The following is a 26,078-nucleotide window of genomic DNA, read 5'->3' as shown; positions in this document are numbered from 1 at the left end:
GAAGGCATGAGCGAGCAGACCCCGAGTTCCACCCCCGGCAACGATTCCTACGACTCGAGCAAGATCACCGTCCTGCGTGGCCTGGAAGCGGTCCGCAAGCGCCCGGGCATGTACATCGGCGACGTGCACGACGGTACCGGCTTGCACCACATGGTGTTCGAGGTCGTCGACAACTCGGTCGACGAAGCCCTCGCCGGCCATGCCAATGACATCTTCGTGCGGATCCTCGAGGACGGTTCGGTTGCCGTCTCCGACAATGGTCGCGGTATCCCGGTCGACACGCACAAGGAAGAGGGTGTTTCGGCGGCCGAGGTGATCCTTACCGTGCTGCACGCCGGCGGCAAGTTCGACGACAACAGCTACAAGGTTTCCGGCGGCCTGCACGGCGTGGGCGTCTCCGTGGTCAACGCGCTGTCCGAGCATCTTTGGCTCGACATCTGGCGCGACGGACACCACTGGCAGCAGGAATACGCGCTGGGTGAGCCGCTTTACGCGCTCAAGCAGCTGGAACCCTCCGAGAAGCGCGGCACCATGCTGCGCTTCAAGCCGGCAGCGGCAATCTTCACCGACACCGAGTTCCACTACGACATCCTGGCCCGCCGCCTGCGCGAGCTGTCGTTCCTCAACTCGGGCGTCCGGATCACCCTGATCGACGAGCGCGGCGAAGGCCGCCAGGACGTATTCGAGTACGAAGGCGGCATCCGCAGCTTCGTCGAGCACCTGGCCCAGCTGAAGACCCCGCTGCACCCGAACGTGATCTCGGTGACGGGCGAGCACAACGGAATCGTCGTCGACGTCGCCCTGCAATGGACCGACGCCTACCAGGAAACGATGTTCTGCTTCACCAACAACATCCCGCAGAAGGACGGCGGCACCCATCTGGCCGGTTTCCGCGCCGCGCTGACCCGCACGCTCAGCAATTACATCGAGCAGAACGGGATCGCCAAGCAGGCCAAGATCAATCTCTCCGGCGATGACATGCGCGAAGGCATGATCGCGGTCCTCTCGGTGAAGGTGCCCGATCCAAGCTTCTCCAGCCAGACCAAGGAGAAGCTGGTCAGTTCGGAGGTGAAGCCTGCTGTTGAGGGCGCGTTCGGTGCACGTTTGGAGGAGTTCCTTCAGGAAAACCCGAACGAGGCCCGTGCCATCGCCGCCAAGGTGGTGGACGCCGCCCGGGCCCGCGAGGCCGCGCGCAAGGCGCGCGAGCTGACCCGGCGCAAGGGCGCGCTCGATATCGCCGGCCTGCCGGGCAAGCTGGCGGACTGCCAGGAGAAGGATCCGGCGCTGAGCGAACTGTTCATCGTCGAGGGCGACTCGGCGGGTGGCTCGGCCAAGCAGGGCCGGAACCGCAAGAACCAGGCGGTGCTTCCGCTGCGCGGCAAGATCCTCAACGTGGAACGCGCGCGATTCGATCGCATGCTCGCGTCCGACCAGGTCGGCACCCTGATCACCGCGCTGGGTACCGGCATCGGGAGGGACGAGTACAACCCGGACAAGCTGCGCTACCACCGCATCATCATCATGACCGACGCGGACGTGGACGGCTCCCACATCCGCACGCTGCTGCTGACGTTCTTCTACCGGCAGATGCCGGAACTGCTCGAGCGGGGCCATGTCTACATCGGCCTGCCGCCGCTGTACAAGATCAAGCAGGGCAAGACCGAGCTCTACCTCAAGGACGACCCGGCGCTGGATTCCTACCTGGCCAGCAGCGCGGTGGACAACGCCGCGCTGGTGCCGGCCGATGGCGAGCCGCCGGTCAGCGGCGAAGGCCTGGAGAAGCTGCTGCTGGTGTACGCCGGCGCACGCGAGGCGATCGCACGCAACAGCCACCGCTTCGATCCGCGGGTGCTCGAGGCGCTGATCGATTTCACTCCGCTTGACGCCGAACACCTGGCCCGCAACACCGACGAGCGGCACGAGCTCGAAGCGCTCGAAGCGCGCCTCAACCGCGGCAAGCTGGGCAGCCCGCGTTTCGTGCTGAAGATGCTCGCGGCGAGCGAATCGCGCCCGGCCGCGCTGGAAGTCACCCGCCGGCACATGGGCGAGGAAGTGCAGCAGGTGTTGCCGTTGTCGATCTTCGAAAGCGGCGAGCTGCGCCCGTTGCGCGACGCCGCTGCCGCGCTGCATGGCCTGATCCGCGATGGCGCCCAGGTCATGCGTGGCGGCAAGTCGCAGCCGGTGACCAGCTTCGCGCAGGCCCAGGCCTGGCTGCTGGATGAGGCGAAGAAGGGCCGTCAGATCCAGCGCTTCAAGGGCCTGGGCGAGATGAATCCCGAGCAGCTGTGGGACACCACGGTCAATCCGGATACCCGCCGCCTGCTGCGCGTGCGCATCGAGGATGCGGTGGCGGCCGACCAGATCTTCAGCACCTTGATGGGCGACGTGGTCGAGCCGCGTCGCGAGTTCATCGAGAACAACGCGTTGAAGGTCGCCAACCTGGATGTCTGATCCGGCGGGCGGCCCGCCCGCCGCCGTTTCATCGTCGGACATCGCAGCGGCTGGGTTTCCGCCGCTGGCATCGCGCACCGGTCCGCTGGTGCGCGCTTTCCTGCTCGATATCGCCATCGCGATCATCGTCCTGCTCGTCGCGAGCCTGGCCAGTGGCATCGCATGGGGCGTGTGGCGGGTCGTCGTCGTGGTGCAGGAGAACGGCGGCCAGGCCCCCGAGGCCGCGGCGATCGCCGGCGCGATCGGGGAACCGGGTGCGCTGGCGCAGATCCTGATGGCCGCGGTGGGCATGTCGGCGGCGGCACTGGTGCTGTACCTGGTGCGCCGCCGGGCTACGGCGGTCGAGCGGCGGCAATCCATGGCCGCGCTGCGGCGCCGGTCGACCTGGAGTTGGACGGTACTGGTAGGGGTTGCCGTGTTTGCCGGCAGCACGCTGCTCGGCTACCTCATGCAGCTGGCCGGTAGCGAGCCGGTGCCCACCAATATGGCGCTGGTCGAGGAAGCCGCCAGGCACTGGCCGGTCGTCCTGGTCCTGTTCGCGGTGGTGTTGGCGCCCGCCTACGAGGAACTGCTCTTCCGGCGCGTGCTGTTCGGGCGCTTCCTCGCCGCAGGCCGTCCGTGGCTGGGCATCCTCCTGGCCAGCCTGGCCTTCGCCCTGGTGCATGAAGTCCCGGGCCTGAGTGCCAATCCGCCGCTGGCGGTGCTGCAGCTGTGGCTGGTCTATGGGGGCATGGGCGCGGCGTTCGCCTGGCTGTACTGGCGCACCGGCACTTTGTGGGCACCCATCCTGGCCCACGCCCTGAACAATGGCTTGGCCCTGATCGTCCACGGCTTGGCATGAGCCCCGCGCTTGACGAAAAGTTAAGACCGCAGCGAGGACACTGCCAACAGATGAACAGGGCGGAACGGTTTATGGGCTGGAAGCGGACAGGGCTGGTATTTGCGATGGCGGCCGCATTGGCGGCCTGCGCAACCACGACGTCGCCCACCGGGCGCACGCAGTACATGGCGTACTCGGACGGCGAGCTCAACCAGATGGGCGCGCAGGCGTTCAACGAGATGAAGTCCAAGCAGAAGACCCAGACCGGGGGCCAGCAGAACGCGTACGTGCAGTGCGTAGTCAACGCCCTCGTCCAGCAATTGCCGCCGGAGTGGCGCAGCCTGCCGTGGGAAACTGCCGTGTTCGTCGACGACTCTCCGAACGCCTTCGCCTTGCCCGGTGGCAAGGTCGGAGTCAACACCGGCATGTTCAAGGTGGCCAAGAACCAGGACCAGCTGGCTGCAGTGATCGGCCACGAGATCGGCCATGTCTACGCCCGTCACACCAACGAGCGTGTTTCCCGGCAAAGCGCGACGTCGACGGGACTGGCGGTGCTCGGCGCGCTCGCCGGAACCCGTTACGGCCAGACCGGTTCGGACCTGGTCACCCAGGGTGGCGGCATGGCCGCACAGGTGGGGGTGCTGCTTCCGTTCTCCCGGACCCAGGAGGGCGAAGCGGACGAGATCGGACAGCGTTTGATGGCCCAGGCGGGATTCGATCCTGCGCAGGCCGCCGATCTCTGGGAAAACATGATCGCCGCTTCTGCCGGCCGCTCGCCCGAATGGCTTTCGACCCATCCCGATCCGCAGAACAGGATCCGTTCCCTGGAAGCGAGGGCCCCATCGTTGCAGCCGGTTTATCTGGCGGCGCGACAGGCTGGCCATACGCCCCGGTGCGGTCCCTGACTGCATGCGCAATGCACGTTTTGTGGCATTCCGAAAAAAACCCGGTTCTGGTAGCGTTGCCGACCCGGTTCCCGCTCCGCCCGCCGGCGGTGGCCCGTACGAGGTGATCCAATGAAGTTCCGCAGCAAGCAAGCCGTCCTGTCGATCCTCATCGCCGCCGCGCTCGGTGGCATGGTGGTAGCCGATGTGTCCGCGGCGCCGACCTCCGCGCGTTCGAAGAAGGCCGACAAGGCTGAAGTCCTGTACCCGAACGCCACGCGCCAGGAGCCCTCGACCAAGCCCTCCAGCAAGGCCGGCAAGAAGCTGCAGAAGCTGATCGACGTTTACAACAAGGAAGACTTCGCCCAGACCCGCGTACTGGCCGACGAGCTCCTGGTCCAGGAAGGCGCGAACAACTACGACAAGGCTGTGTCCGCGCAGCTGGCCGCGCAGGCCGCGTACAACCTCGATGACCTTGCGGCCGCGAAGGCCTACCTGCAGCAGGTGCTGCAGTTCGATGGCCTGGACAACAACGGCCATTACCAGTCGATGCTGATGCTCGCCCAGTTGCAGCTGGCCGACGACGAATACCAGCCCGGGCTGGCCACGCTGGACAAGTACTTGGCGGAAACCAAGTCGACCAAGCCCGATGACCTGGTGCTCAAGGGCCAGGCGCTGTACCAGACCGAGCGCTACCAGGAAGCGATCGCGCCGTTGAAGCAGGCGGTCGAATCCACCCCTGAGCCGAAGGACAGCTGGGTGCAGCTGCTGATGGCGTCCTATGCCGAAGCCAACCTGACGGGTGAGGCGGTCACGCTGGCCGAGAAGTTGGCCGCGAAGAACGCGACCGACAAGAAGGCGCAGATGAACCTGGCATCGGTGTACGCCCAGGCCGACCAGATGGACAAGGCGGCTGCCGTGCTCGAGAAGCTGCGCGCCTCCGGCCAGCTGACCGACGAGCGCGAGTACCGCCAGCTCTACGTGACCTACGCGAACATGGATGGCCACGAGAAGGACGTGATCTCCGTGATCAACGAAGGCCTGCAGAAGGGTGCGCTCAAGCCCGACCACCAGACCTACCTGGCCCTGGCCCAGTCCTACTATTACAGCGACCAGATCCCGCAGGCGATCGACAGCTGGAAGAAGGCCGCGCCGCTGTCCAAGGACGGGGAAACCTACCTCAACCTGGCGATCGTGCTTTCGCAGGAAGAGGGACGCCTCGCCGAAGCCAAGCAGGCCGCACAGCAGGCGCTGTCCAAGGGCGTGAAAAACCAGGCTAAGGCCAAGCAAATCATCAACTTGAAGTAACATTTCGGAAAAGCGCCGCGCCCTAGGCACAGGGGCGCGGGATTGGTATATGCTTGGCGGTTCATGCGGTGTCACCCGCGAGAACCTGGGTCCTGGTGGATATCTTCCACCCGCGGCCCGGCCCCACACCTGAGTTACTAGGCGCATGGCTGAACAACTGGTTGTACACAGGAATTACGAAGAAACCGAGGACAGCGGGCTCAGCTGGCCGCGCATCATCGGCATTGCGTTCGTCATCGCGCTGCATCTGGCCGCGCTCATGCTGTTGCTGATTCCCGCCGTCGCGCCGAAGGCGGAGATGGAGAAGGAGCGCAACATCCTGGTGACCCTGGTCGACGCACCGCCACCGCCACCACCGCCGCCGCCGCCGCCGCCGCCGCAGGACAAGCCGCCGCCGCCGATCAAGGAGCTGTCGCCGCCGAAGCCCTCGCCGGTGCCGCCGCCGCCGGAGGCTCCGCCGATCGACGTGGCCGAGCCGCGTCCGACCGACGTCTACCAGGAGCCGTCGCCGCCGTCGCCGCCGGCCCCGGTCGCCGACATCAGCGCCAGCGTCGACATCTCGTCCAAGAACATGAATCCGCCGCGCTATCCACCGGCTGCCGCACGCTCGGGCATCGAGGGTGAGGTGATTCTGGTCATCGACGTGGACGCGAACGGCAACGTGACCAACGTGTCGGTCGAAAAATCCAGCCGTAACCGCGACCTCGATCGCGCTGCGATGGAAGCTGCACGCAAGTGGCGTTTCAATCCCGCTAACGTTGGCGGCCAGAAAGCGGCCGGTCGCGTTCGGGTCCCGGTGAACTTCACTCTGGGTTGACGTCCGCACCCCGTCACGGGGTTCCCGTGATGAAAACCGGGCCTAGCGTTTCCGCTCTCTTCTCTATCCCCAATCAAACCAAAGGTAAGCGTCATGCTGCAGGAACTCTTCATCGCCGCCGCCGCCGGGGGCAACAGCGCCACCGCCCTCACGCAGATGGGCTTCGACCACCTTCTGTCCGAGATGGTCGCCAATCCGGGCGAGTTCGCCGTCTCCTGGATCGTGCTGATCACCCTGGTCCTGATGTCGGCTGCGTCGTGGTACTGGACGATCTTCAACGCCATCAAGAACACCCGCCTGAAGTCGTATGCCGACCGCGTCGTCAATGCGTTCTGGGATGCTCCGAATGCCCAGGAAGCCATCCGCGTGATGGAAGAGCAGCCGCGTAGCGAGCCGTTCTCCAAGATCGCGCTGGATGCCGCGCAGGCTGCCGCCCACCACCAGCGTGCCGAAGGTGCCGGTGCCGGCCTGGGCGAGTCGCTGACCCGTTCGGAGTTCGTCGATCGCGCCCTGCGTCAGGCCGTGACCCGCGAAAGCTCCAGGCTGCAGTCGGGCATGATCCTGCTCGCAACCGTCGGCGCGACCGCGCCGTTCGTGGGCCTGCTGGGCACCGTGTGGGGCATCTACGGCGCGCTGATCAAGATCGGTGCGACCGGCTCGGCCTCGATCGACGCCGTCGCCGGCCCGGTGGGTGAAGCGCTGATCATGACCGCCATCGGTCTGTTCGTCGCCATCCCGGCGGTGTTCGCCTACAACTTCTTCAGCAAGATCAACAGCGCCACGATCGCCAAGTTCGATTCGTTCGCCCACGATCTGCACGACTTCTTCGCCACCGGCTCGCGCGTGCGCTAAGCGGTTTCCCGAAGAACGATCCAGGCAAGTTACGGAGAGCCCGCATGGCCTTCAGTTCCGACAGCAGCGGCGGCCCCATGGCCGACATCAACGTCACGCCCCTCGTGGACGTGATGTTGGTGCTGCTCATCATCTTCATCATCACCGCGCCGCTGATGTCGCATAAGGTGAAGATCGAACTTCCAGAAGCGAACCTGGCCCAGAAGCCGGATGACGCCGAAAAGCGCGTCATGCCGATCACGGTGTCGGTCAAGGAAGACGGTTCGCTGTTCTGGAACGATGAAGCGATCACCCGCGAAGTGCTCGAGTCGCGGTTGTCGAGCGTCGCCCAGCAGACCCCTCAGCCTCCGCTGAACCTGCGTGGCGACAAGACCACCAAGATGCGCACGATCAACGACATCACCAAGATCGCGCAGTCGCAGGGCATGCTCGACATCGGCTTCGTCGCAACCAAAGTAAAGGGTCAGTAAGCCATGGCTTTCAGTTCCGGTTCCGGCAAGGGCCCGATGGCCGACATCAACGTCACGCCCCTGGTGGACGTGATGCTGGTGTTGCTGATCATCTTCATCGTGACCGCGCCGATCATGACGTATCCGATCGACGTGGCCCTGCCGCAGCGGGTGATCAACCCGCCGCCGCAGCTTCGCGAGCCGCCGCCGCCGATCGACCTGCGCATCGATTCGACCAACCAGGTCTTCTGGAACAACGGCCCCGTCGCGGTGGCCACGCTCCAGCAGATGATGGAAACCGAAGTGCAGCGTGATCCGACCAACCAGCCGGAGCTGCGCATCGATGCCAGCTCGGACTCGGAGTACGAGACCATGGCCAAGGTCCTGGCAGCGGCCAAGAACGCGCAGATGATGAAGATCAACTTCGTGCAGCAGCAGTAACGGCGACGTCCGCCCCCGCCTCCTGCAGCGGCGGTCAGGCAGACGCAGCCATCGAAAACGCCGCCCACGAGGCGGCGTTTTCGTTTGTGTGTCCTGTGTGCCGGTATGCCAGCCCCCGGCATCGCGCTCAGGCGTGGGACTGGCTTCCGAGAATGGCCAGATAGGCGTCCACCGTGGCGCCCAGCCCCTGGTACAGAGCCTCGCCGACCAGCGCGTGACCGATCGACACCTCCAGCACGTCCGGTACTTCGGCCAGGAACGTGGCGAGATTGGCCTGCGAGAGGTCGTGCCCTGCATTTACGCCGAGCCCCAGCGCTTGGGCGCGACGGGCAGTCTCGGCGCATAGACGCAGCGCCCCCACAGGATTGCCCTGCGCGAACGCCTCCGCATAAGGCCCGGTATAGAGCTCGATGCGATGCGCGCCCAGCGCGGCGGCCCGTTCCAGTCCGGCGACGCCGGCATCGACGAACAGGCTGACCCGGCAGCCGAGTGCAGCGAAGGCATGGATCTGCTCGGCCAGTCGCGCGTCGTTCCCTTCGAAGCTGAAACCATGGTCCGAGGTGAGCTGGCCGTCCCCATCGGGCACCAGGGTCACTTGTGCCGGCCGGGTCTGCTCGCAGAGGGCAAGCAGGCCTGGATAACCGGGCCGCGGTGGCGCGAACGGATTGCCTTCGATGTTGAGCTCCACGCCGAACTGCGCGGTCAGCAACGCCAGTGGCGCGAGGTCTTCGGCCACGATGTGCCGGCGATCCGGTCGCGGGTGCACGGTGATGCCGTGCGCGCCCGCATCCAGGCAGGCGCGCGCGGCAGCCAGTACGTCCGGTTCATGGCCACCGCGCGAGTTGCGCAGCACGGCGACCTTGTTGACGTTGACGCTGAGCCGTGTGCCCGGGAACCTGGTGCCCATGGAGGCCTCGCTCATGCCGCGGGGGGTGCCGGGTCCTGCGGCTGCGGGCTGGCGGCCTCGCGCTTGCGCGCCTCGGCCAGCTCGCGCAGGCGGCGCAGCTCGACCGGATCGATCATCGCCATTTCGTCCTGTTGCCGCCCTCCAAGCCGGTCCAGGTACCAGCCCCGTATCCAGGCCACGAACAGGCCGACGGCCGCCAGCAGGAACAGCCCCAGCAACCAGTCGTGCACGGTGGTGATCGCCAGCAGCAGGGCGCCGAAAGCCAGCAGCAGATAGAGCCAATGCATCGCACCTCTCCCGAAAGTGCTGGCCCGCGACGGAATGCCACCAGCCGCCGCCATGATGCCGTCTGGACGGGTGCCGCGGCCACCGCGTGTCCGCCGTCGCCCTCCGCCCGTCGCCGCTACAGCAGCGGCGAGAGCAGCCGCGCGAATGCTTCCGGCAGCCGGTGCCGCCACAGGCCCAAGGGGCGATCCAGCCGTACCCGCTGGGCCTGGCCGAACTCGCTCTCGATCAACCGGGCCAACTCCCCGCAACCGTCGCGATCACGCAACAGCATCGAGACCTCGAAATTCAGGCGAAAGCTGCGATGGTCGAAGTTAGCGCTACCGACGATGCACAGGTCCTCGTCGGTGAGCAGCGCCTTGGTATGCAGCATCCGCGGGCCGTACTCGTAGACCTGCACACCGGCCTTAAGCAGCTCGTCGAAGTACGAGCGCGCCGCCAGGGTGACCAGCCGCGAATCGCTTCGACGGGGTACCAGCAGGCGCGTATCCAGGCCGGCCAGCGCCGCCGAGGTCAGCGCCATGCGCGCTGCCTCGCCCGGGACGAAGTACGGCGTGACCAGCCACACCCGCTGCCGTGCCTCGTGGATCGCGGCGACGTGCAGCCGGTGGATGGCCTCCCACGACGAATCGGGACCGGAAACGAGCACCTGTGCCCCGACCGGGCCGGCGGCCTGCTCGGGCCAGTACTCGGAGGCGCCGAAGGCGCGCGCCTCGCAACCGGCCGCGTAGACCCAGTCCTCGACGAACACCAGTTGCAGGCTGCGCACCACCGCGCCTTCCACCCGCAGGTGCAGGTCACGGTAGGCCGCAGGAGACAGCGCCTCGTCCTCCTCGTCGGTGACATTGATTCCGCCGATGAAGCCCAGTCGACCATCGACCACGACGATCTTGCGATGGCTGCGCAGGTTGACCCATGGCCGGGTGAACGGACGGAACCGGGTCGGATGGAACCAGCCGACCTCGGCGCCGGCGTCGAGCAGCGGCTGCAGATGGCGCCGGCGCATCCGCCCCGAGCCGACGGCATCGAGCAACAGGCGCACGCTCACGCCTGCCCGGGCGCGCGCTACCAGGGCGTCGCGCAGGCGCAGGCCGGTGCGGTCGGGGTTCCAGATGTAGTACTCCAGGTGCACGTGGTGCCTGGCCGCGGCGATCGCCTGCAGCAGCGCCTCGTAAGTCGCATGACCGTCGACCAGCCAGTCGGCAGTGATCGCCGATGAGGGCGGTAGTCCGGTCGTGGCTTGCCCCAGTCGCGCCAGCTCCAGGCATGGATCATCGCCCGTAGGCGTCCCGGCGAACTGGTCCAGCCCCGAGCGCGAGCGCCCGCGCCGCAGGCGCTGGCGCGTGATCTTCTGCGGCCCCAGCAGGAAGTAGATCAGGAAGCCGATGTACGGCAGCAGCGCCAGTGACATCACCCAGCTCAGCGTGGCGACCGGTTCGCGCTTCTGCAGCACGATCCAGACACTCAATCCCACCATGTAGAGCAGCCAGGCCAGCACCAGGTACAGGCCCAGTCGCGGTAATTCGATGAGCCAGGTCCAGGCAGCGTGCGGAAGTGTCATGGGCTGATTCTAGGCGAGCGACGCGGACAGGCGCGCGCAGTCGACCAGGCGCTGCAATCGCTACCGCTGAGACATGACTGGCGTAGGCTCGAATGATGGCTGACACCATCAAGGGCCGCGGATCGCGGCTGCACCTGCCAGGCCGCTTTGAACGCTCGGTCAGCGAGCGGGTGGACGACGGCTGGACCGCACCGGACGAGCCCGAGTCCGGGCCCGATCCGCTGCGACCACGAACCGAGGTCTTCGAGGAAACCGCGCGCAGCATCATCAGCCGGAACGATTCCCCGGACGTGGGCTTCTCGCAATCGGTCAATCCCTATCGGGGATGCGAGCACGGATGCAGCTACTGTTTCGCCCGGCCTTCCCATGCGTACCTCAACCTCTCGCCTGGCCTGGACTTCGAAACGAAAATTTTCGCCAAGACCAATGCAGCGGAGCTGCTCCGCCGCGAGTTCGCCCGGCCCGGTTACCGGCCCAGCCCGATCGCGCTCGGAATCAATACCGATGCCTACCAGCCGGCCGAACGACGCCTGCAAATCACACGACGGCTGATCGAGGTGATGCTCGAATGCCGCCACCCGTTCAGCCTGATCACGAAGAACGCGCTGGTCGAGCGTGACCTGGACCTGCTGCAACCTCTGGCCGAAATGAACCTGGTGCGGGTGCACTTTTCCGTTACAACCCTCGACCCGCACCTGAGTGCGCGGCTGGAACCACGCGCCGCCGCGCCGCACGCGCGGCTGCGGGCGATGCAGCGTTTGCATGAGTGCGGGATTCCGGTGGGCGTGCTGTTCGCACCAGCGATCCCCTGGGTGAATGACCATGAGATGGAAGCTGTCCTGGCCGCCGCGCGCGAAGCCGGTGCCGACAGCGCCGGCTATGTACTGCTGCGACTGCCCCATGAGGTGGCGCCCCTGTTCCGCGACTGGCTGCAGGCACATGTGCCAGACCGTGCCGACCGGGTGATGGCGGCCCTGCGCCAGATGCGGGGTGGTCGCGACTATGAATCCAACTTCGGAACCCGCATGCGCGGCCGCGGTGAATACGCGGACCTGCTGGCGCAGCGTTTCGCCCTGGCCCTGCGCCGGAATGGCTATGACCCCGGGCGGCCCGAAGTCCTGGACTGCAGCCGCTTCCTCGCGCCACGCCGGTCGTCACCCCAGGGCGAGTTGTTCTGAGGGCGCGGATGTACACCCGCCACGATGCTGTTTCAGCGATGAAACACCCTCGGAAACGCCGCTGCTGCATGCTCCAGCGGTCGGGGCGCGGCGGAAGGGTGCTACAGCCGTGTAACAGCGGCGCGGTGATGCTTGCACATGAAATCACGCAAGCGATTGATATTTTTATGAAAAATAACTTGGCATAGGGCGTGCGTTCCTGATTCCGCCTACACGCGGGGATCCCCACATGCCACGACATCTCGCCACTCTGTCCGTCCTGGTCGTGCTGTTCGCACCGGTGGCTGCAGTGGCGGCCGATGCGCATACCGGTGTCCATGCTGATCGCGGGGAGATCGTACTGCTGCGCGACGTCAGCGCACGACCCGCGTATCGCCAGGCTCCCCCCGGGATCGCCCTGATCGTCGACCCCACCCCGACCCGGGAAATCCACCAGAGCCTCGGCACTGGCGAGATGACGGACGAGGATTTCGCAACCATGTCGAGCGGGCAGGTGGATGCCCGTGGTGGTGGCGCCACCATGCCGGCGCAGATGACCGACCGCGCGCTGCAGGGTTCGATGGGCCGGCTGACCGGCGAAAGCAGTGTGTTCTCCGGCGGCAGCTTCGGTCGCAGCGTGGGCGGCGCCACGGGCGCGGTCACGGGCGCGACCCGGGGCATTGCGCCGACCATCACCGGGGCGCTTTCCCAGTTGCCGATGGGTGGCAGCCAGGGCAACCCAGGTACCGGCCCGTGACCACCAGGGCCGTGCGTCTTGCGCGCAGTGCCTCGCCCTCGTGCGGGATCCTCGCCTGCGTCGTTGCTTTGCTGGCGGGCCAGGCGCGGGCCGACGATTACACGGACATGCTTGGCTACCTGGCCCAGACCCGGATCGAAGACCGGGTGCTGGCCGGCGCCAGCGGAGTCATGGCCGTGAACATGGCGGCTGGCGACCTGAACCAGCAAGCGAACCTGCACGCGCTGGCCATCGGTGACGCGGCGAGTGTGCAGCTGAGTGCCAGCCAGAAGCGCAGCCAGGACGTCTACGACACGCCGCTGCACGCCAGTGCGCGCATCGGCGGCTCGGCGCTTTCCGGCGCCAGCGGCATCGCATCGATCAACCAGGCCAGCGGCAGCGGCAACGCGGAACAGAACGCGGTGTCGCTGGTGCAGGCGCAACAGAGCACACGCGAAGCGCCGGGCAGTTCCCTGTCCACCAGCGCGTTCGCGTCGGCGGAGCGGCAACGCACCCGCAACCCGGCGGGGAGGACCGCCAGCCGCAACGTGGCAGTGGAAGCCACCGCGCTGCGCGGGTTCGAGGGCGTGCTGCAGCTCAACCAGATCGCGGGCTCGGCCAATGAAACCGGCAACCAGCTGTTGCTGTCGATTTCGCCCGGTCCGTGAGGCGGTAATCCTACCAACCTGAAAAGCAAGAGAGAGAGGACACCATGAAAAGGAACATCAAGTGGACCGTGCTTGCCGTGGCGATCGCCGCCGCGACATCGGCCAATGCCGAAACCACCATCGACAACAACATCGTCAACAACTGGACGACCAACACCACGATCGATACTGACGTCGATACCAACGTCGATACGAACCTCAGCAAGACCAAGTCCTACACCTCGACGGTAGACAAGGCCTACACCTCCGCTGTCACCAATACGGTCGACAATACGGTCGATACTTCGTATACCTCCGATGTGAACAACACGGTCGACACGTCATACACCTCGGACGTGACCAAGGCCATGGACCTGTCGTACAGCGACTCGTTCGATCGCGACACCACCATCGCCCACGACGTGGATACGTCCTACAGCGATTCGTTCGACCGGACGACGACCGCTACCCACGACATGGATACCTCGTACAGCGACACGTTCGAGAGGAACAGCACCATCGACAGCAATGTCGACATCGACATGGGATGGGATTACCAGCGGAACGTCGTCGACACCGACATCAACCACGACGAAGACGTCAACGTCGACCACGACATCACCATCGACAAGGAAGTGGACGAGCATGGTGTTTCGGCCGAACTCGAGTCCGACCTGTCGCTGACCTCCGACATCGACTTCACCGGCAGCCCGACCGTGTCCGGTGACCTGGAGATCGATTCGGCCGCGATCGCCGTCATCGACAACCGCCAGAGCAACAGCGGCAACCTCGGCATGAACGACGAGCTGACCAACGACGCTTCGATCGGCGACAACACCGCCACCGCGGCGCAGGGCAACCTGCAGTTCAACGTCGGCGCTGGCGACAACAACCAGCAGGACAATGCAGCCGCGCTGTCGGCGGCCGATGCCAGCTTCGCGTTCGGCCTGGCGGATTCGAAGGTGTTCGTGCAGCAGAGCGGCAGCGGCAACGCCACCAGCAACCTTGGCCAGACCAACACCGCCGGCGTGGCCGATGCGGCGTTCGCCGACGCCACGGGCAACATCGGCGTGAACGTGACCTCGGGCAACAACAACCAGCAGAAGAACGGCCTGGCCGCTTCGGTTGCGACCTCGCGGTATGCCTCGGCGGCCGTCAGCTCCAACCAGATGTCGTCGGGCAACGCGGTGTCCAACGCGCCGAAGGTCGAGGAAGGCCTGCGTGAAGTGGGGATCAGCCTGCAGGGCAACATCCGCGGCAGCCTGGGCCAGGTGACCTATCAGGGCACCGGCAATTCCTACCAGAAGGACAACTTCTACCTGGATACGTGGGATGGCGGCCTCGACCACCCGTCTGGCGGTGAGACCGGCCACATCGACATGGACAATGAGATCCAGAATGCGGTCGACAATCCCTACGCCCCCGGCGTCGGCGGCATCGCCTTCGATTCGGATGAGGAAGGCACCATCACGTTCGGCGAGCTGGGTCCGGACGCACTGAGCGCCTCGCTGTCCGGCGTGCTGGCCGTGCCGACCATCGACACGGTGGTTGCCGCGACCAACACCGCCTCGCTGTCCGGCGACGCCTTCGCGCGCGCGTCCGGCAACATCGGCGTGAACGTGTCGGCCGGTACCGGCAACCAGCAGGCCAACAGCCTGTCGCTGGCCGTGGCCCAGCCTTCGGCTGGTGGCGGTGGCGGCGGTGGCGGTGGCGAGTAACACAACCGCTTGAACATCCCGCAAGGGATGCAGGAGTGACTCCCGTCCATCCGCCGTGGCCGGGAAATCACGGATGCCCCGCCCCGCCTCCCCCGCGGGGCGGGGCTTCCACTCCTCGACGGCGGACCTATTCGCAACACACCCGGATCCGAGGAAACGCCGCCATGTCGCGACCCGTGCTGCCGAGCCTGGCCCTGACGCTGGTAGTCCTGGCGCTGCAGCTTGCGCCGGCGCAGCCGGCACGCGCCGCGGACGTGGCCTTCGCCGGGGTACTACCCAACGGCGCGCTGTACCACACGCCCGTGGAGAGCATGCGCGAGTCGCGCTTCCGCAACCTGGTGCGCCAGCAGACCGATTACAGCTGCGCGGCGGCATCGCTGGCGACCATCCTGCGACATGCCTACCACCTGGATGCGGACGAGAACACGGTGATCGAAGGCATGCTCGCGATGGCCGATGCGGACGTGGTGCGCGAGCGCGGCTTCTCGCTGCTGGACATCAAGCGCTATGTCGAATCGCTGGGCATGCGCGGGCGCGGTTACCGGGTCGACGAGGACAAGCTGCGTTCGCTGCGGGTCCCGAGCCTGGTACTGATGGACGTCAATGGCTTCCGCCATTTCGTCGTACTCAAGCAGATCATCGGCGACCAGGTCGAGATCGGCGATCCGATCCTCGGCAACCGGGTGATGCCGTTGCCCGTTTTCCTCGAAGCGTGGCCGTCCCGCGCGGTGTTCGTCGTTATCGGCACCGACTTCGATCGAAACACGGTGCTGCTCCAGCCCAGCAGCAAGCCCAGCGCCAGGGCGCTGTATGCGCGGCAAGGACCAATCACCGACGCCGAGCTGCTCGACTTCGGTTTCAGCCATGCCGACCTGTTCTAGGAGCATCGAAACATGAACGGAAAACGGATCCTCAGTCTTGCCATCGGCCTGGCCACCGCGCCGGCGGCCATGTCGGCGCTGGCGCAGGATGCGCCGCCGGCGGCGCCGCAGGGCGGCAGTGGCCTGACCGAGCTGACCGACGAGGAAATGGGCGACATGCGCGGCCGCTACACGGTCAGCAGCAATACCGTCGCCTGGTTCGGCGTGACCATGGTGTCCACCTGGCAGACCCAGGCCGGACAGCAACTGAAGAGCAGCATGACCGTGACGATGGATGGGCGCGCGCCGGGCAAGCCGACCGTGACCTTCCAGCCGCACGTCAGCATCACCGCGGTCGATGCCCCGTCGCCGATACCTTCGGGCCAGCGCGAGATCGACAACGCCGGGCTGGCCAATGTCAGCGGCGTGGTCCAGAGCGTGCAGGTCGCCGGCGATGGCAATGTCGCCCAGAACACCGCGCAGATCACCGTGCGCGAACAGCAGGAGGCCCCCGCGTCGCCGCCGGCCGATTCGCTCGCGCTCGCCGCGGCGCCCGACGCTTCGACCCCGCACGCCATCGCCGCAACCAGCATTGCCACGACGAGCGCGGCGGGCATGACGGCCACGGCGCTGCTGGAAGACAACGCCGCCCGCGTGCTGCTGCAGATCGATGGACAGGGCGCCGTCGAACAGTGGGTGAGCCACAGCGGCATGGGGCAGACGATCCAGCTGGCGGTCGACGGACACCAGGCCAGCAACTGGATGGAGCTTGACCTGGTCCGCAATTCGTCCCAGGGTCGCGCAGCGCTGGGCCAGAACGTGGCCCAGGCGATCTCGCTGAGCCGCGGAATCGCGATCGGGTACTAACCGAATACACAGCCAGGAACGGCGGGGGACAGTCACGTGGTCAGGAAGCAACAGCGGCAGGGTTCATCGGTTCCAGCATTGAGCGGCGCGATCATGGCGGTGATCGGCCTCACGTTTTCCTCTCTCGCTTCGGCGCAACAGGCCGGATCGCCGGCGGACGAAGCCGACCTGCGGCAGCTCAGCGAACAGCTGGCCGAGCTCAAGGCCAGCTACGCGCAGGAAGTGCGGCGCTTGCGCGAGCTGGACATGCAGGTCCAGGCGCTCCAGGCCCGCCTGGCCGGAAAGGTGCCGACTGCCACCCAGGGTGCAGCGATGGCGCCGGCAACGGCCCCGACCGCGGCACCGTCACCGGGGACGCCGGGAGCAGCGGCCGCGCCGCCGCCATCGTCGGCCGGCTACGCCAGCACCGCCGCCGAGGCCGAGCAGGCCCAGAGCGAGCCGATGTCGCGCAGCGTAGCCGACGTGAAGCAGGCGACCCGGACGCTGTTCGACCAGCGCCTGGTGATCGAGAACGGCCTCACCTACAACCGCTACGATCGCAAGCAGCTGACCCTCAACGGTTTCCTGGCCCTCGATGCGATCTTCCTCGGCAACATCGCCGTCGAGAACGTCGAGTCGGACACGTTGAACTACAACCTCGCCGCCCGCTGGGGCGTCAGCCCCAACCTGACGTTGAACCTGGACGTGCCCTACATCGCACGCAAGACCGTGTACCAGAAGGGCGGCGCCGGCGGCGCAGCGGCGTCCATCGCGCAGGAGGAAACCACCGGGAATGGCCTGGGCGACATCACCGCCAGTGCCAACTACCGGCTGCTGGCCGAGCAGGGAAGCCGGCCGGAGACCGTGCTCAACTTCGGCGTGACCATGCCCACCGGGCAGGAACCCTACGGGATCCCGTGGACGGTGCTCGAGCGCGACGACGACGACTTCATCCGCTTCGCGGTGCCGGACGAGCAACCCACCGGCAACGGCGCATGGCAGGCGAGCATCGGCGTGTCCGCGGTCAAGACCAGCGACCCGGCGATCCTGTTCGGGAACATCGGCTACACCTACTCGTTCACCACCAGCTTCGACGACATCGACAACAACCCGGATACGGTCAACCCGGGTGACGTCAGGCTGGGGGATTCGTTCTACTTCGGCGGCGGCGTGGCGTTCGCGTTCAACGAGCGGACCAGTTTCAGCATGTCGCTGAGCAACCGACTCAGCGCACGCGCGCAGACGCGGGGCGAGGGAACACCCTGGAACAAGGTCATCGGCAGCGACGCCAATTCGGCGATGTTCAATCTCGGCGTGACCTACGCGCTGAACCCCAACGCGACCATGGTGGGCCTGCTGGGAATCGGCCTGACGCCTGACGCGCCCGACTTCAGCCTCGGCTTCAGGGTGCCGTACTCGCTGTAGGTGTTCCCTGCCCGCCAGGCCGCAGCCCCAGGCGGCCAGGGCGGGCAGGTCTCACCGCGCGCGCTCCACCATTGCAGGACGACGCAGTCAGGGGCGCAGCGCGCCGAGCGCCAGCCGATGTTTCTTGCACAGCCGGTAGACGGTGACGCGGGAAACCCGCAGCCGCCTCGCGCATTCACTGACGTTGAAGCCCGAGTCGCGCAGCGTCGCCAGGATGGCCTCGCGTTCGGCCTGCACGCGCACTTCGCCCAGGCCGTCGCTGGCGGCAGCTTCGGCGGCATCCTGGAGCTGCAAGGCCTGCGCGTCGAGCAGGTCGCTTTCGCCCACCACGGCCGCCCGGCGCACCCGGTTCATGAGTTCACGCACGTTGCCCGGCCAGCCATGGCTGCGCAGCACCCGGCGCGCCGAAGCATCGAAGCCCCGCGCGCGTACACGGTGCTGCTCGCGGAACCGGGCCAGGAAGTGCTTGGCCAGCAGTTCCACGTCGTCGCCTCGTTCGCGCAGCGGCGGCATGTGCAGGCGCAACACGTCCAGCCGGTAGAACAGGTCCTGGCGGAACCGGCCCTGCGTGACGGCTTCCTCCAGGTCGACGTGGGTTGCCGCGACCACCCGGACGTCAACGCGGATCGTATGGTGGCTGCCGACCCGCTCCAAGGTGCCTTCCTGCAGCACGCGCAGCAGGTTGGTCTGTGCATCGAGCGGCAGGTCGCCGATTTCGTCCAGGAATACGGTGCCGCCATCGGCGGCCTCGAACAGGCCGATCCTCCGGGCAGCCGCGCCGGTGAACGCGCCCTTCTCGTGGCCGAACAGCTCCGACTGGACCAGGCTGGCCGGCAACGCGCCACAGTTGATCGCGACGAATGGCCGCCCGCGGCGCGTCGACATCTCGTGCAGGGCGCGTGCTGCCAGTTCCTTGCCGGTGCCGGTTTCGCCGGTGACCAGCACCGGCAGCTCGACGGGCGCGAACTTGTGCAGGTTCGCGCGTACCGCAAGCATCGCGGCGCTGCCGCCCACCAGGGAATCGGTGCTGGCGCTGCCGCGAACCAGGTGGTCGCCGTCGATGATCTGCGCCAGGCGCTGGATCTGCGCCAGGTCCAGCGGTTCGCGCAGCCGCAGCAGGCATTCGGAATCAAGGGGGCCGGCTTCATCGCCGAACGCGACCAGCGGAAGATCGGAATGGCGCGACAGCAGCGCCTGCATCGCCGCCAGCCATTCGGCATCGGCATGGCGCAGGTCCATCAGCGCTGCGACGCGGTCGCTGCCGCGCAGGCCGATGCGCGTGTCGCAGGGGTTCTCGATCACGCGCAGGTCCCAGCCTGCGGCGGCCAGTACCTCGCGCTCCTGGATCGTGGGCCGGCCCAGCCAGATCATGCACCGGGGACGGATTTCGGGAACTGCCGCCATCGTTCCTTGCTCCTGGTATCGCCTGGCCGCGGGGATGCCTTCCCGGCGGACGCCCTGGGGCGCCCTCCACCGCAGCCTGCCATCGCTCCATGACAAAGGGCTAAAAGAAAAAGAAAAAGGTGCGGCCGGGCTCGCCGGCCGGATGCCGTGCGCGATGGGTCAGCGCGGTCTGCCTGCCACCGCGCAGCGGTGGCGCCGTTTGCGGGATCGCATCGGAAATGGCGGACAGTGGCGGTGTGACATGGTCTTCCCCCGGAAGCTTGCTTCAGCCCGCACGTATCTGTGGAATCTGGGCTGTATCCGGAAGAACGCCGATGGCCGGACGCAGAGGACAGCCGCGTCCAGCTTCAGGATGCTGAAGGAGTCAGCGAGGTGAAGCCGGATACGCGAGCAGCAGGACCAAGTCCTCCTCGCCGACCTGCTCGATCGCGTGGGTGCTGCCGGCACGGGTGAGCATGGCGTTCCCCGGTGCCACCTCGTATTGGCGGCCGTCGAGCACGTAGCGCCCGCGACCGGCGACCACGTAATAGATCTCGTCCTTGTGGTGCTGGTGCAGGCCGATGCCGGCGCCCGGGTGCAGCACGCGCTTGCGCATGACGAAGGGCAGGCCGGGGGCATCGGCGAACAGCGGGTAGGCCGTGGTCGTGCCCGGTCCGCCATGCGGCCCGGGTTGCTGGCGGGCGAAATCGCGCTCGTGCACCACCGAGGAAGGGTTGTTCTGCGCGGTCTGGTCCGCGCGCGCGCTGGACGGCGCGCCGCAGTCGGTGTCGCGCACCACGTGCGGGGCCAGTGCCGGATCCACGGCCTTCCAGTCGCGCACCACCAGGCAGGCGACCATCGTCGCGCCGGCGGCACTGAAGTGCGTGTCATCGCGCACGCCGCGTTCCGGGACGTGCTCGAAGTACGCGGTCGACGCCGCGTCGCCCAGCGCACGCAACCAGTCGGTGCTGCTGGCATTGAGGTCGATCAGCGCGACCTGCTCGCGCCCGGCCAGTTCGCGCACCGCCTGCGTGTAGCGTGCATGGGTATCCAGCAGGGATCCGAAGTCCCAGACGCGCCGTGACACGGGTGTCAGGAGGATGGGGGTGGCGCCCTGTTCCCGGGCGGCCGCCACGTAGCGCATCAGCCACTGCGGGTAGGCCTGCGCGGGCTCGTTGTAGCGGCTCGGATCTTCGTACTTGGCATCGTTGTGCCCGAACTGGACCAGCAGGATGTCGCCCTTGCGCAGCGCCTTGGCGATCGGCTCCAGCCGGCCTTCCTCGATGAAGCTGCGCGAACTGCGTCCGCCGATCGCGTGGTTGCGCACTTCGAAATAGGCCGGGTCGAGGAAGCCCTGCAGCTGCTGGCCCCAGCCGTTGCGGGGCGCGCGCTCGGGACCGTATTCGGCGGCGGTGGAGTCGCCGGCGATGAACACGCGGCGCGGCGCGGCATCGGCCGCAGCCGGGGCCGCAAGGCCGGCGAGCAGGAAGACCAGCGGCAGCAGTCGGACGATCATGCGGGCATCCTCGAAAAAAACCCCGCCAGCGGCCAGGCCGGGCGGGGTGTTGCATCGTCGGTATCGGCTCCGGCCGCGGGTCCGGAGAGGGGGGCAGCCGGCACCGGAGTGGCGGCTGCGGCCCGCGGCCCGAAGCCGATCAGCGCGCCAGCCAGCCGCCGTCGACCGGGATCACCGCGCCATTGACGTAGTCCGCGGCGCTGCTGGCCAGGAACACGGCGGTGCCGCCCAGGTCGGCCGGCTCGCCCCAGCGCGACGCCGGGATGCGGTCCAGAATCGCCTTGTTGCGGTCTTCGTCGGCACGCAGCTGCGCGGTGTTGTCGGTGGCCATGTAGCCCGGCGCGATCGCGTTGACGTTGATGCCCTTGGCCGCCCACTCGTTGGCCAGCAGCCGGGTGATGCCGGCGATGCCGCTCTTGGAGGCGGTGTAGGACGGCACGCGGATGCCGCCCTGGAACGACAGCATCGAGGCGATGTTGATGATCTTGCCGCGGCCCTGGGCGATGAAATGCCGGCCGGCGGCCTGCGACATGAAGAACGCGGACTTGATGTTGACGTTCATCACGTCGTCCCAGTCCTTCTCGCTGAAGTCGACCGCGTCGGCGCGGCGGATCAGGCCGGCGTTGTTGACCAGGATATCCAGGCCGCCCAGGCCGGCGACGGTCTCCTCGACGATCCGGGTGACCGGCTCGATGCTGATCAGGTTGGCGTCGACGTTGAGGAAGCGCCGGCCGAGCGCCTTGACCTTCTCGCCGGTCTCGTCGGCAGGAACAATGCCGGCGGCGGCGATGTCGGCGCCGGCGGCGGCCAGCGCCAGCGCGATGCCCTGGCCCAGGCCGGTGTTGGCGCCGGTGACCAGCGCGACCTTGCCTTGCAGGCTGAACGGATTGCTTGCCATGAGCGGTTCCTTCGTAGAGCGGGGCTCGCCCCGCTGGACACATTCTGGGAAGCCGGGCTCTCGATCACCCGGCGCGTTGTGGTGGAGCAAGCGGGGCACGCCCCGCCCTACGTGCAGCGTCTCCGCCGGTGCCGGCGGCGCGCCGCCTCACTTCAGCTGGCAGATGTCCAGCACCTTCATGTCGGTGTAGTCCAGGTTCTCGCCACCCATCGCCCAGATGAAGGCGTAGTTGCTGGTGCCCGAACCCATGTGGATCGACCACGGCGGCGAGACCACCGCCTCGTCGTTCTGCATGACGATGTGACGCTGCTGGTCCGGCTGGCCCATGAAGTGGTAGACGCGGTCGTTGGCGCCGAGGTCGAAGTAGAAATAGACCTCGCTGCGGCGGTCGTGCAGGTGCGGGGGCATGGTGTTCCACACGCTGCCCGGCTTGAGCACGGTCAGGCCCAGCAGCAGCTGCGAGGACTGGCAGGTGGCCGGCACGATGAACTGGTAGATGGTGCGTTCGTTGCTGGTCTCCAGCGCGCCGCGCTCCAGCGCAACCGCGTCCTTGATCGACAGCTGCTTGGTCTCGAAGCGCGCGTGCGCCGGGGTCGAGGTCAGGTAGAACTTGGCAGGATTGGCGGCATCGGCCGAGGCGAAGCTCACGTCCTCGCTGCCCATCGCCACGTACAGGCCGTCCTTCGGACCGAGCGTGTAGGCGGTGCCGTCCACGGTGACGGTGCCGGCGCCGTTGCCGACGTTGATCACGCCCAGCTCGCGGCGTTCCAGGAAGGGCTTGCCCGCGGCCGAGGCCGGCTCGGTCTGCTTGGGCAGCGACACCGACTTGCCCACCGGGGCGGCACCACCGATCACGAAGCGCTCGTAGTGCGTGTAGTTCAGCCGCACTTCGTCGGCGGCGAACAGGTCGCCGATCTGATACAGGTCGCGCAGTTCGTCGTTGCTTGCGCCCTGCATGACGCCGGGATGGGTCGCGTAATAGGTCTTCTGGTACATCGTGGGGCTCCTCGGGTGGTGCGCACCCCGCGTTGGCGGGGCGTGGTTTGTGCATTGGGGTGCCATTCTAGCGAAGGACGGTAACCGGTGTCATTCCGCGGTGCGGCAAATCGCCCAGCGCTGCTGCCCATGGGCGGCTGGGGTCAGGCGGGAGGCTGGCAGGAGTCGCGGACGATGAGGTGCGGGCGCACGCTGGCCACCGGCAACGGTGCGTTGTCGGTGCGGATCAGCATGGTCGCGGCAATCCGGCCGGTGTCGCGGGTCTGGCGTCGCACCGAGGTCAACGACGGCCACAGGCGGGCCGCCAGCGGGCTGTCGTCGTAGCCGATTACCGACAGGTCGCGCGGGATGTTGATCCCGGCACGCATGGCGACCTTGTAGACGCCGGCCGCCATTTCGTCGTTGCCGCAGAAGATCGCGGTCGGCCGGTCTTTCCCGGCCAGCAGCTTCTCGGCTGCGGCCACGCCGGATTCGAAGGTGTAGCTGGCTTCGATGATCCGCGACTTCGGCACCTCGATGCCGCGCTTGGCCAGGGTATCCACGAACCCCGCCGTGCGCTCGATCGCCGAACGGTAGGCCAGCGGACCGGTAATCAGGGCGATGTCGCGGTGGCCCAGGGTCAGCAGGTAGTCGGCTGCCTCGGCCGCGCCGTCGCGGTCGTGGGTGACGATCATGCGGCCGTCGGTATCCTCGAAGCCGACCGGGACGATGCGCGTATAGCGGCAGCTCATCTCCGCCAGCATGTCGGCCAGGTTCTGGTCTTCGGATGCGCGCGGGATCAGCATCACGCCATGCAGCTTCTGCTGCTGGACGAAGCGGCGCACGCCATCGATGTAACCGGGGCTGCGCGTGTCGCAGGGATGCACGACCAGTTCGAAGCCCGACTCGCGCAGCGCGTCCAGCGCGCCGTACTGCATGTCGACGATGTACTGCGCGGTGGGGTTGTCGTAGACCATGCCGATCAGGAACGAACGGCGGAAAGCCAGGCCGCGCGCCAGCGGATCGGGCACGTAGCCGACCTCGCGCATCAGCGACTCGACCTTCTCCCGGGTGTCCTTACGGACCAGCGGCGAGTGGTTGATGATCCGCGAGACGGTCTTCTTCGAGACGCCTGCCAGCCGGGCGATGTCGTTGATGGTGGCGGTCTTGCCGGAGGGCAGCCGGCCAGAGGCAGGTGTGGCGGAGGGAGCGCGCGCGGGCATGGGGGCGTTCAGCGGAAGGATCGGTCGATTCTAGCCGGAGCCGGGACCTGGCGGCTGCGTCCGCCGCAGTGGCGGACGCGGGCCGGGCTCAGGCCAGCAGGTCCGGCAGCCAGAGCGAAACCTGGGGGAAGAAGGCCACGACCAGCAGCACGCACAGGCCGGCCAGCCAGAAGGGCCAGATGGTGCGCATGCTCTGGGCGATGGTGATCTTGCCGATGGCCGTGCCGATGAACAGCACCGAGCCCACTGGCGGGGTCACCAGGCCGATGCCGCCGGTCAGCACCAGCACCAGGCCGAAGTGGATCGGGTCGATGCCGTAGGCCTTGGCTACCGGCAGGAAGATCGGCGTGCAGATCAGGATCATCGGCGCCAAGTCCATGAAGGTGCCCAGCAGCAGAAGCATGATGATGATCATCAGCAGGACCATGAACTTGTCGTGCGCAAACGACTGCAGGAACTCGACCGCCGCCGCCGGGACCTGCAGGTAGGCGAGCAGCCAGCCGAACACCGCCGCGGTTGCGATCACGAACAGGATCACGCCGGTGCTGCGCGCGGCATGCACCACCGTTTCCCGGAACTCGCGCAGGCGCAGCTGGCGGTACAGGACCACGGTGACCAGCAACGCGTAGACCACGGCGATGGCCGCCGATTCCACCGCGGTGAAGATGCCGGCGCGGATGCCGACGAAGATCAGCGCGACCAGGCCCAGGCCCGGCAGCGCCGAAACCAGCCGCACCAGCACCGCGCGCCAGCCCGGGAACGGCTCGGTGCCGTAGCCGCGGTGGCGGGCGACCACGTATCCGGTGACCATCAGGGCGGCGGTCATCAGCAGCGCGGGCATGATTCCGGCGGCGAACAGGCGAGCGATCGACAATCCACCGCCGGCCGCGGCGGAGAACAGGATCAGGTTGTGCGACGGCGGCACGAGCAGGGCGACCAGCGCGGCGGTGATGCTCACGTTGACGGCGAAGTCGCGGTCGTAGCCGCGCTTGACCATCTGCGGGATCATCGTGCCGCCGACCGCCGAGACGTCGGCGATCGCCGAGCCGGACACGCCGCCGAAGAACAGCGACGACAGGATCGAGACCTGACCCAGGCCGCCACGCATGCGCCCGACCAGCGAAGAGGCCAGAGAGATCAGGCGCTCGGAGATGCCGCCGCGCATCATGATCTCGCCGGCGAAGATGAAAAGCGGAATCGCGATCAGCGACGCAGAGCCGGTGCCGGCGGAAATCTGCTGGACCATCACTACCGACGGCAGGTCAAGGTAGAGCAACGCGGCCAGCGAAGCGGCCGCCAGGGCGAATGCGACCGGCACGCCGATGACCAGCAGGATTGCAAATACGAGGAACAACAACGCGATGGCCATCAGAGGTCTCCGTCCTGCGGTGCCGGCTGCGATGTCGCGACGGCCGGGTGTGGCGCAAGCGAGAGCACCAGCTGGTTGATCGCGAACAGCGACATCAGTACGCCACCCACCGACAGGGGCAGGTAGTTGATGCTCTGCGGCAGGCTGGCGCCCGCGATGCGGATGTCGATCCCGTCAAGCAGCAGGATCGCAGCCCAGTACGCGATCACCACGCCGATGCAGGCAACAATGAGCGCGACCACCACGTCGATGGCGCGGCGGATCGCCGGCCGGACATGGTCGTGCAGCAGGAAGAACCCGAAGTGGCGACGCGTGTGCACGCCGGCGGCAGCGCCCAGGCTCATCGCGGTGGCCAGCAGCAGCAGCGTGACCGGCTCGGTCCAGCTGGGTGAGTCGTTGAGCACGTAGCGGGTGAACACCTGGCAGGCCTGCACCACCACCAGCCCGAGCAGGGCGATGGCGGCTACGGCGATGACGGCGCCTGCGATGCGGTCCAGCACGCGTTGTGCGGCGCTGGCCGGGACGTTGTTTGCGGTCTCGGTCATGGGTC

General features: G+C 67.1%; 25 protein-coding genes. 15 read left to right on the top strand and 10 right to left on the bottom strand.

The genetic code is table 11. From position 1 onward, the window contains the following. Positions 1–6: 6 nt before the first annotated feature. From gyrB to CSC65_RS01510, 8 genes are all read left to right on the top strand, one after another. Positions 7–2,451 (top strand): DNA topoisomerase (ATP-hydrolyzing) subunit B, encoded by a 2,445-nt coding sequence (gene gyrB / locus CSC65_RS01545; protein WP_162408196.1) that lies wholly within the window; start codon positions 7–9, stop codon positions 2,449–2,451. After that, complete coding sequence (locus CSC65_RS01540; RefSeq protein WP_162408195.1) at positions 2,444–3,292, top strand: CPBP family intramembrane glutamic endopeptidase; 849 nt, start codon at positions 2,444–2,446, stop codon at positions 3,290–3,292. Before gyrB ends, CSC65_RS01540 begins: the two co-directional genes overlap by 8 nt. A 71-nt stretch (positions 3,293–3,363) precedes the next feature. Further along, positions 3,364–4,176 (top strand): M48 family metallopeptidase, encoded by an 813-nt coding sequence (locus tag CSC65_RS01535; protein ID WP_238390227.1) that lies wholly within the window; start codon positions 3,364–3,366, stop codon positions 4,174–4,176. Between the two features lie 111 nt (positions 4,177–4,287). Then, positions 4,288–5,463 carry a heme biosynthesis protein HemY gene (locus tag CSC65_RS01530; RefSeq protein WP_162408194.1) on the top strand — a complete coding sequence of 392 codons (1,176 nt, stop codon included), beginning with the start codon at positions 4,288–4,290 and terminating at the stop codon, positions 5,461–5,463. A 145-nt stretch (positions 5,464–5,608) separates the two neighbouring features. Next, a complete protein-coding gene (locus CSC65_RS01525; protein ID WP_162408193.1) occupies positions 5,609–6,280 on the top strand; it encodes an energy transducer TonB in 672 nt (223 codons plus the stop codon). 93 nt (positions 6,281–6,373) lie between these two features. Next, positions 6,374–7,132 (top strand): TonB-system energizer ExbB, encoded by a 759-nt coding sequence (gene exbB, locus CSC65_RS01520; RefSeq protein ID WP_162408192.1) that lies wholly within the window; start codon positions 6,374–6,376, stop codon positions 7,130–7,132. A 44-nt stretch (positions 7,133–7,176) separates the two neighbouring features. Next, entirely contained in the window at positions 7,177–7,602 is a 426-nt protein-coding gene (locus CSC65_RS01515; protein WP_162408191.1) for an ExbD/TolR family protein, read from the top strand. Positions 7,603–7,605: 3 nt separating this feature from the next. Then, a complete protein-coding gene (locus tag CSC65_RS01510; protein ID WP_162408190.1) occupies positions 7,606–8,022 on the top strand; it encodes an ExbD/TolR family protein in 417 nt (138 codons plus the stop codon). A gap of 127 nt (positions 8,023–8,149) precedes the next feature. Here the strand turns inward: CSC65_RS01510 and CSC65_RS01505 are convergent, their stop codons facing one another. From CSC65_RS01505 to cls, 3 genes are all read right to left on the bottom strand, one after another. Then, complete coding sequence (locus CSC65_RS01505) at positions 8,150–8,929, bottom strand: pyridoxine 5'-phosphate synthase (RefSeq protein ID WP_162408189.1); 780 nt, start codon at positions 8,927–8,929, stop codon at positions 8,150–8,152. An 11-nt stretch (positions 8,930–8,940) separates the two neighbouring features. Next, positions 8,941–9,216, bottom strand: a complete 276-nt coding sequence (locus tag CSC65_RS01500) for a hypothetical protein (protein WP_162408188.1) — start codon at positions 9,214–9,216, stop codon at positions 8,941–8,943. 116 nt (positions 9,217–9,332) lie between these two features. Further along, positions 9,333–10,775, bottom strand: coding sequence for a cardiolipin synthase (cls, locus tag CSC65_RS01495; protein ID WP_162408187.1), 1,443 nt, complete (start codon positions 10,773–10,775; stop codon positions 9,333–9,335). Between the two features lie 95 nt (positions 10,776–10,870). On the opposite strand from cls, the gene CSC65_RS01490 reads away from it, so the two are divergent. The 7 genes from CSC65_RS01490 to CSC65_RS01460 all read left to right on the top strand — a co-directional run bounded on the left by CSC65_RS01490 (position 10,871) and on the right by CSC65_RS01460 (position 18,164). Beyond that, entirely contained in the window at positions 10,871–11,953 is a 1,083-nt protein-coding gene (locus CSC65_RS01490) for a PA0069 family radical SAM protein (RefSeq protein ID WP_162408186.1), read from the top strand. A gap of 229 nt (positions 11,954–12,182) precedes the next feature. Next, positions 12,183–12,689 (top strand): hypothetical protein, encoded by a 507-nt coding sequence (locus CSC65_RS01485; RefSeq protein ID WP_162408185.1) that lies wholly within the window; start codon positions 12,183–12,185, stop codon positions 12,687–12,689. Continuing rightward, positions 12,686–13,336 carry a hypothetical protein gene (locus CSC65_RS01480; protein ID WP_338015083.1) on the top strand — a complete coding sequence of 217 codons (651 nt, stop codon included), beginning with the start codon at positions 12,686–12,688 and terminating at the stop codon, positions 13,334–13,336. Before CSC65_RS01485 ends, CSC65_RS01480 begins: the two co-directional genes overlap by 4 nt. A gap of 455 nt (positions 13,337–13,791) precedes the next feature. Then, positions 13,792–15,033, top strand: coding sequence for an adhesin (locus CSC65_RS01475; protein WP_425501294.1), 1,242 nt, complete (start codon positions 13,792–13,794; stop codon positions 15,031–15,033). A 164-nt stretch (positions 15,034–15,197) separates the two neighbouring features. Next, on the top strand, positions 15,198–15,914 hold the full coding sequence (locus CSC65_RS01470; protein ID WP_162408183.1) for a C39 family peptidase: 717 nt from the start codon (positions 15,198–15,200) through the stop codon (positions 15,912–15,914). A gap of 12 nt (positions 15,915–15,926) precedes the next feature. Continuing rightward, on the top strand, positions 15,927–16,760 hold the full coding sequence (locus CSC65_RS01465; protein ID WP_238390226.1) for a hypothetical protein: 834 nt from the start codon (positions 15,927–15,929) through the stop codon (positions 16,758–16,760). A gap of 93 nt (positions 16,761–16,853) precedes the next feature. After that, on the top strand, positions 16,854–18,164 hold the full coding sequence (locus tag CSC65_RS01460; RefSeq protein ID WP_162408247.1) for a transporter family protein: 1,311 nt from the start codon (positions 16,854–16,856) through the stop codon (positions 18,162–18,164). A gap of 87 nt (positions 18,165–18,251) precedes the next feature. On the opposite strand, the gene CSC65_RS01455 is transcribed toward CSC65_RS01460, so the two are convergent. The 7 genes from CSC65_RS01455 to CSC65_RS01425 all read right to left on the bottom strand — a co-directional run bounded on the left by CSC65_RS01455 (position 18,252) and on the right by CSC65_RS01425 (position 26,073). Beyond that, positions 18,252–19,568: a sigma-54 interaction domain-containing protein gene (locus CSC65_RS01455; protein WP_162408182.1), complete on the bottom strand. Its 1,317-nt coding sequence runs from the start codon at positions 19,566–19,568 to the stop codon at positions 18,252–18,254. Between the two features lie 364 nt (positions 19,569–19,932). Then, positions 19,933–21,063, bottom strand: coding sequence for a GDSL-type esterase/lipase family protein (locus CSC65_RS01450; protein WP_162408181.1), 1,131 nt, complete (start codon positions 21,061–21,063; stop codon positions 19,933–19,935). A 139-nt stretch (positions 21,064–21,202) separates the two neighbouring features. Further along, positions 21,203–21,961, bottom strand: coding sequence for a 2-dehydro-3-deoxy-D-gluconate 5-dehydrogenase KduD (kduD, locus tag CSC65_RS01445; RefSeq protein WP_162408180.1), 759 nt, complete (start codon positions 21,959–21,961; stop codon positions 21,203–21,205). A gap of 147 nt (positions 21,962–22,108) precedes the next feature. Next, a complete protein-coding gene (gene kduI, locus CSC65_RS01440) occupies positions 22,109–22,957 on the bottom strand; it encodes a 5-dehydro-4-deoxy-D-glucuronate isomerase (RefSeq protein ID WP_162408179.1) in 849 nt (282 codons plus the stop codon). 143 nt (positions 22,958–23,100) lie between these two features. Continuing rightward, positions 23,101–24,159, bottom strand: coding sequence for a LacI family DNA-binding transcriptional regulator (locus CSC65_RS01435; RefSeq protein WP_162408178.1), 1,059 nt, complete (start codon positions 24,157–24,159; stop codon positions 23,101–23,103). Positions 24,160–24,247: 88 nt separating this feature from the next. Then, positions 24,248–25,528, bottom strand: a complete 1,281-nt coding sequence (locus CSC65_RS01430; RefSeq protein WP_162408177.1) for a TRAP transporter large permease — start codon at positions 25,526–25,528, stop codon at positions 24,248–24,250. Beyond that, complete coding sequence (locus tag CSC65_RS01425; RefSeq protein WP_162408176.1) at positions 25,528–26,073, bottom strand: TRAP transporter small permease; 546 nt, start codon at positions 26,071–26,073, stop codon at positions 25,528–25,530. Before CSC65_RS01425 ends, CSC65_RS01430 begins: the two co-directional genes overlap by 1 nt. Between the last annotated feature and the right edge of the window lie 5 nt (positions 26,074–26,078).

Origin of the sequence: Pseudoxanthomonas daejeonensis (genome assembly GCF_010093205.1) — a bacterium.
GTDB classification, from domain to species: Bacteria; Pseudomonadota; Gammaproteobacteria; order Xanthomonadales; family Xanthomonadaceae; genus Pseudoxanthomonas; species Pseudoxanthomonas daejeonensis.
This window is presented reverse-complemented; position numbering and strand designations above follow the sequence as displayed.

Excerpts from the sequence above, each read along its gene's own strand:
- cls (WP_162408187.1), bottom strand. The coding sequence starts at position 10,775 with ATGACACTTCCGCACGCTGCCTGGACCTGGCTCATCGAATTACCGCGA.
- CSC65_RS01515 (WP_162408191.1), top strand. The coding sequence starts at position 7,177 with ATGGCCTTCAGTTCCGACAGCAGCGGCGGCCCCATGGCCGACATCAAC.
- CSC65_RS01460 (WP_162408247.1), top strand. The coding sequence starts at position 16,854 with ATGGCGGTGATCGGCCTCACGTTTTCCTCTCTCGCTTCGGCGCAACAG.
- CSC65_RS01535 (WP_238390227.1), top strand. The coding sequence starts at position 3,364 with ATGGGCTGGAAGCGGACAGGGCTGGTATTTGCGATGGCGGCCGCATTG.
- kduD (WP_162408180.1), bottom strand. The coding sequence starts at position 21,961 with ATGGCAAGCAATCCGTTCAGCCTGCAAGGCAAGGTCGCGCTGGTCACC.
- CSC65_RS01490 (WP_162408186.1), top strand. The coding sequence starts at position 10,871 with ATGGCTGACACCATCAAGGGCCGCGGATCGCGGCTGCACCTGCCAGGC.
- CSC65_RS01530 (WP_162408194.1), top strand. The coding sequence starts at position 4,288 with ATGAAGTTCCGCAGCAAGCAAGCCGTCCTGTCGATCCTCATCGCCGCC.
- CSC65_RS01525 (WP_162408193.1), top strand. The coding sequence starts at position 5,609 with ATGGCTGAACAACTGGTTGTACACAGGAATTACGAAGAAACCGAGGAC.
- CSC65_RS01470 (WP_162408183.1), top strand. The coding sequence starts at position 15,198 with ATGTCGCGACCCGTGCTGCCGAGCCTGGCCCTGACGCTGGTAGTCCTG.
- CSC65_RS01510 (WP_162408190.1), top strand. The coding sequence starts at position 7,606 with ATGGCTTTCAGTTCCGGTTCCGGCAAGGGCCCGATGGCCGACATCAAC.
- CSC65_RS01500 (WP_162408188.1), bottom strand. The coding sequence starts at position 9,216 with ATGCATTGGCTCTATCTGCTGCTGGCTTTCGGCGCCCTGCTGCTGGCG.
- CSC65_RS01540 (WP_162408195.1), top strand. The coding sequence starts at position 2,444 with ATGTCTGATCCGGCGGGCGGCCCGCCCGCCGCCGTTTCATCGTCGGAC.
- CSC65_RS01505 (WP_162408189.1), bottom strand. The coding sequence starts at position 8,929 with ATGGGCACCAGGTTCCCGGGCACACGGCTCAGCGTCAACGTCAACAAG.
- CSC65_RS01485 (WP_162408185.1), top strand. The coding sequence starts at position 12,183 with ATGCCACGACATCTCGCCACTCTGTCCGTCCTGGTCGTGCTGTTCGCA.
- kduI (WP_162408179.1), bottom strand. The coding sequence starts at position 22,957 with ATGTACCAGAAGACCTATTACGCGACCCATCCCGGCGTCATGCAGGGC.
- CSC65_RS01430 (WP_162408177.1), bottom strand. The coding sequence starts at position 25,528 with ATGGCCATCGCGTTGTTGTTCCTCGTATTTGCAATCCTGCTGGTCATC.
- CSC65_RS01435 (WP_162408178.1), bottom strand. The coding sequence starts at position 24,159 with ATGCCCGCGCGCGCTCCCTCCGCCACACCTGCCTCTGGCCGGCTGCCC.
- CSC65_RS01475 (WP_425501294.1), top strand. The coding sequence starts at position 13,792 with ATGGATACCTCGTACAGCGACACGTTCGAGAGGAACAGCACCATCGAC.
- CSC65_RS01455 (WP_162408182.1), bottom strand. The coding sequence starts at position 19,568 with ATGGCGGCAGTTCCCGAAATCCGTCCCCGGTGCATGATCTGGCTGGGC.
- CSC65_RS01450 (WP_162408181.1), bottom strand. The coding sequence starts at position 21,063 with ATGATCGTCCGACTGCTGCCGCTGGTCTTCCTGCTCGCCGGCCTTGCG.
- CSC65_RS01425 (WP_162408176.1), bottom strand. The coding sequence starts at position 26,073 with ATGACCGAGACCGCAAACAACGTCCCGGCCAGCGCCGCACAACGCGTG.
- gyrB (WP_162408196.1), top strand. The coding sequence starts at position 7 with ATGAGCGAGCAGACCCCGAGTTCCACCCCCGGCAACGATTCCTACGAC.
- exbB (WP_162408192.1), top strand. The coding sequence starts at position 6,374 with ATGCTGCAGGAACTCTTCATCGCCGCCGCCGCCGGGGGCAACAGCGCC.
- CSC65_RS01465 (WP_238390226.1), top strand. The coding sequence starts at position 15,927 with ATGAACGGAAAACGGATCCTCAGTCTTGCCATCGGCCTGGCCACCGCG.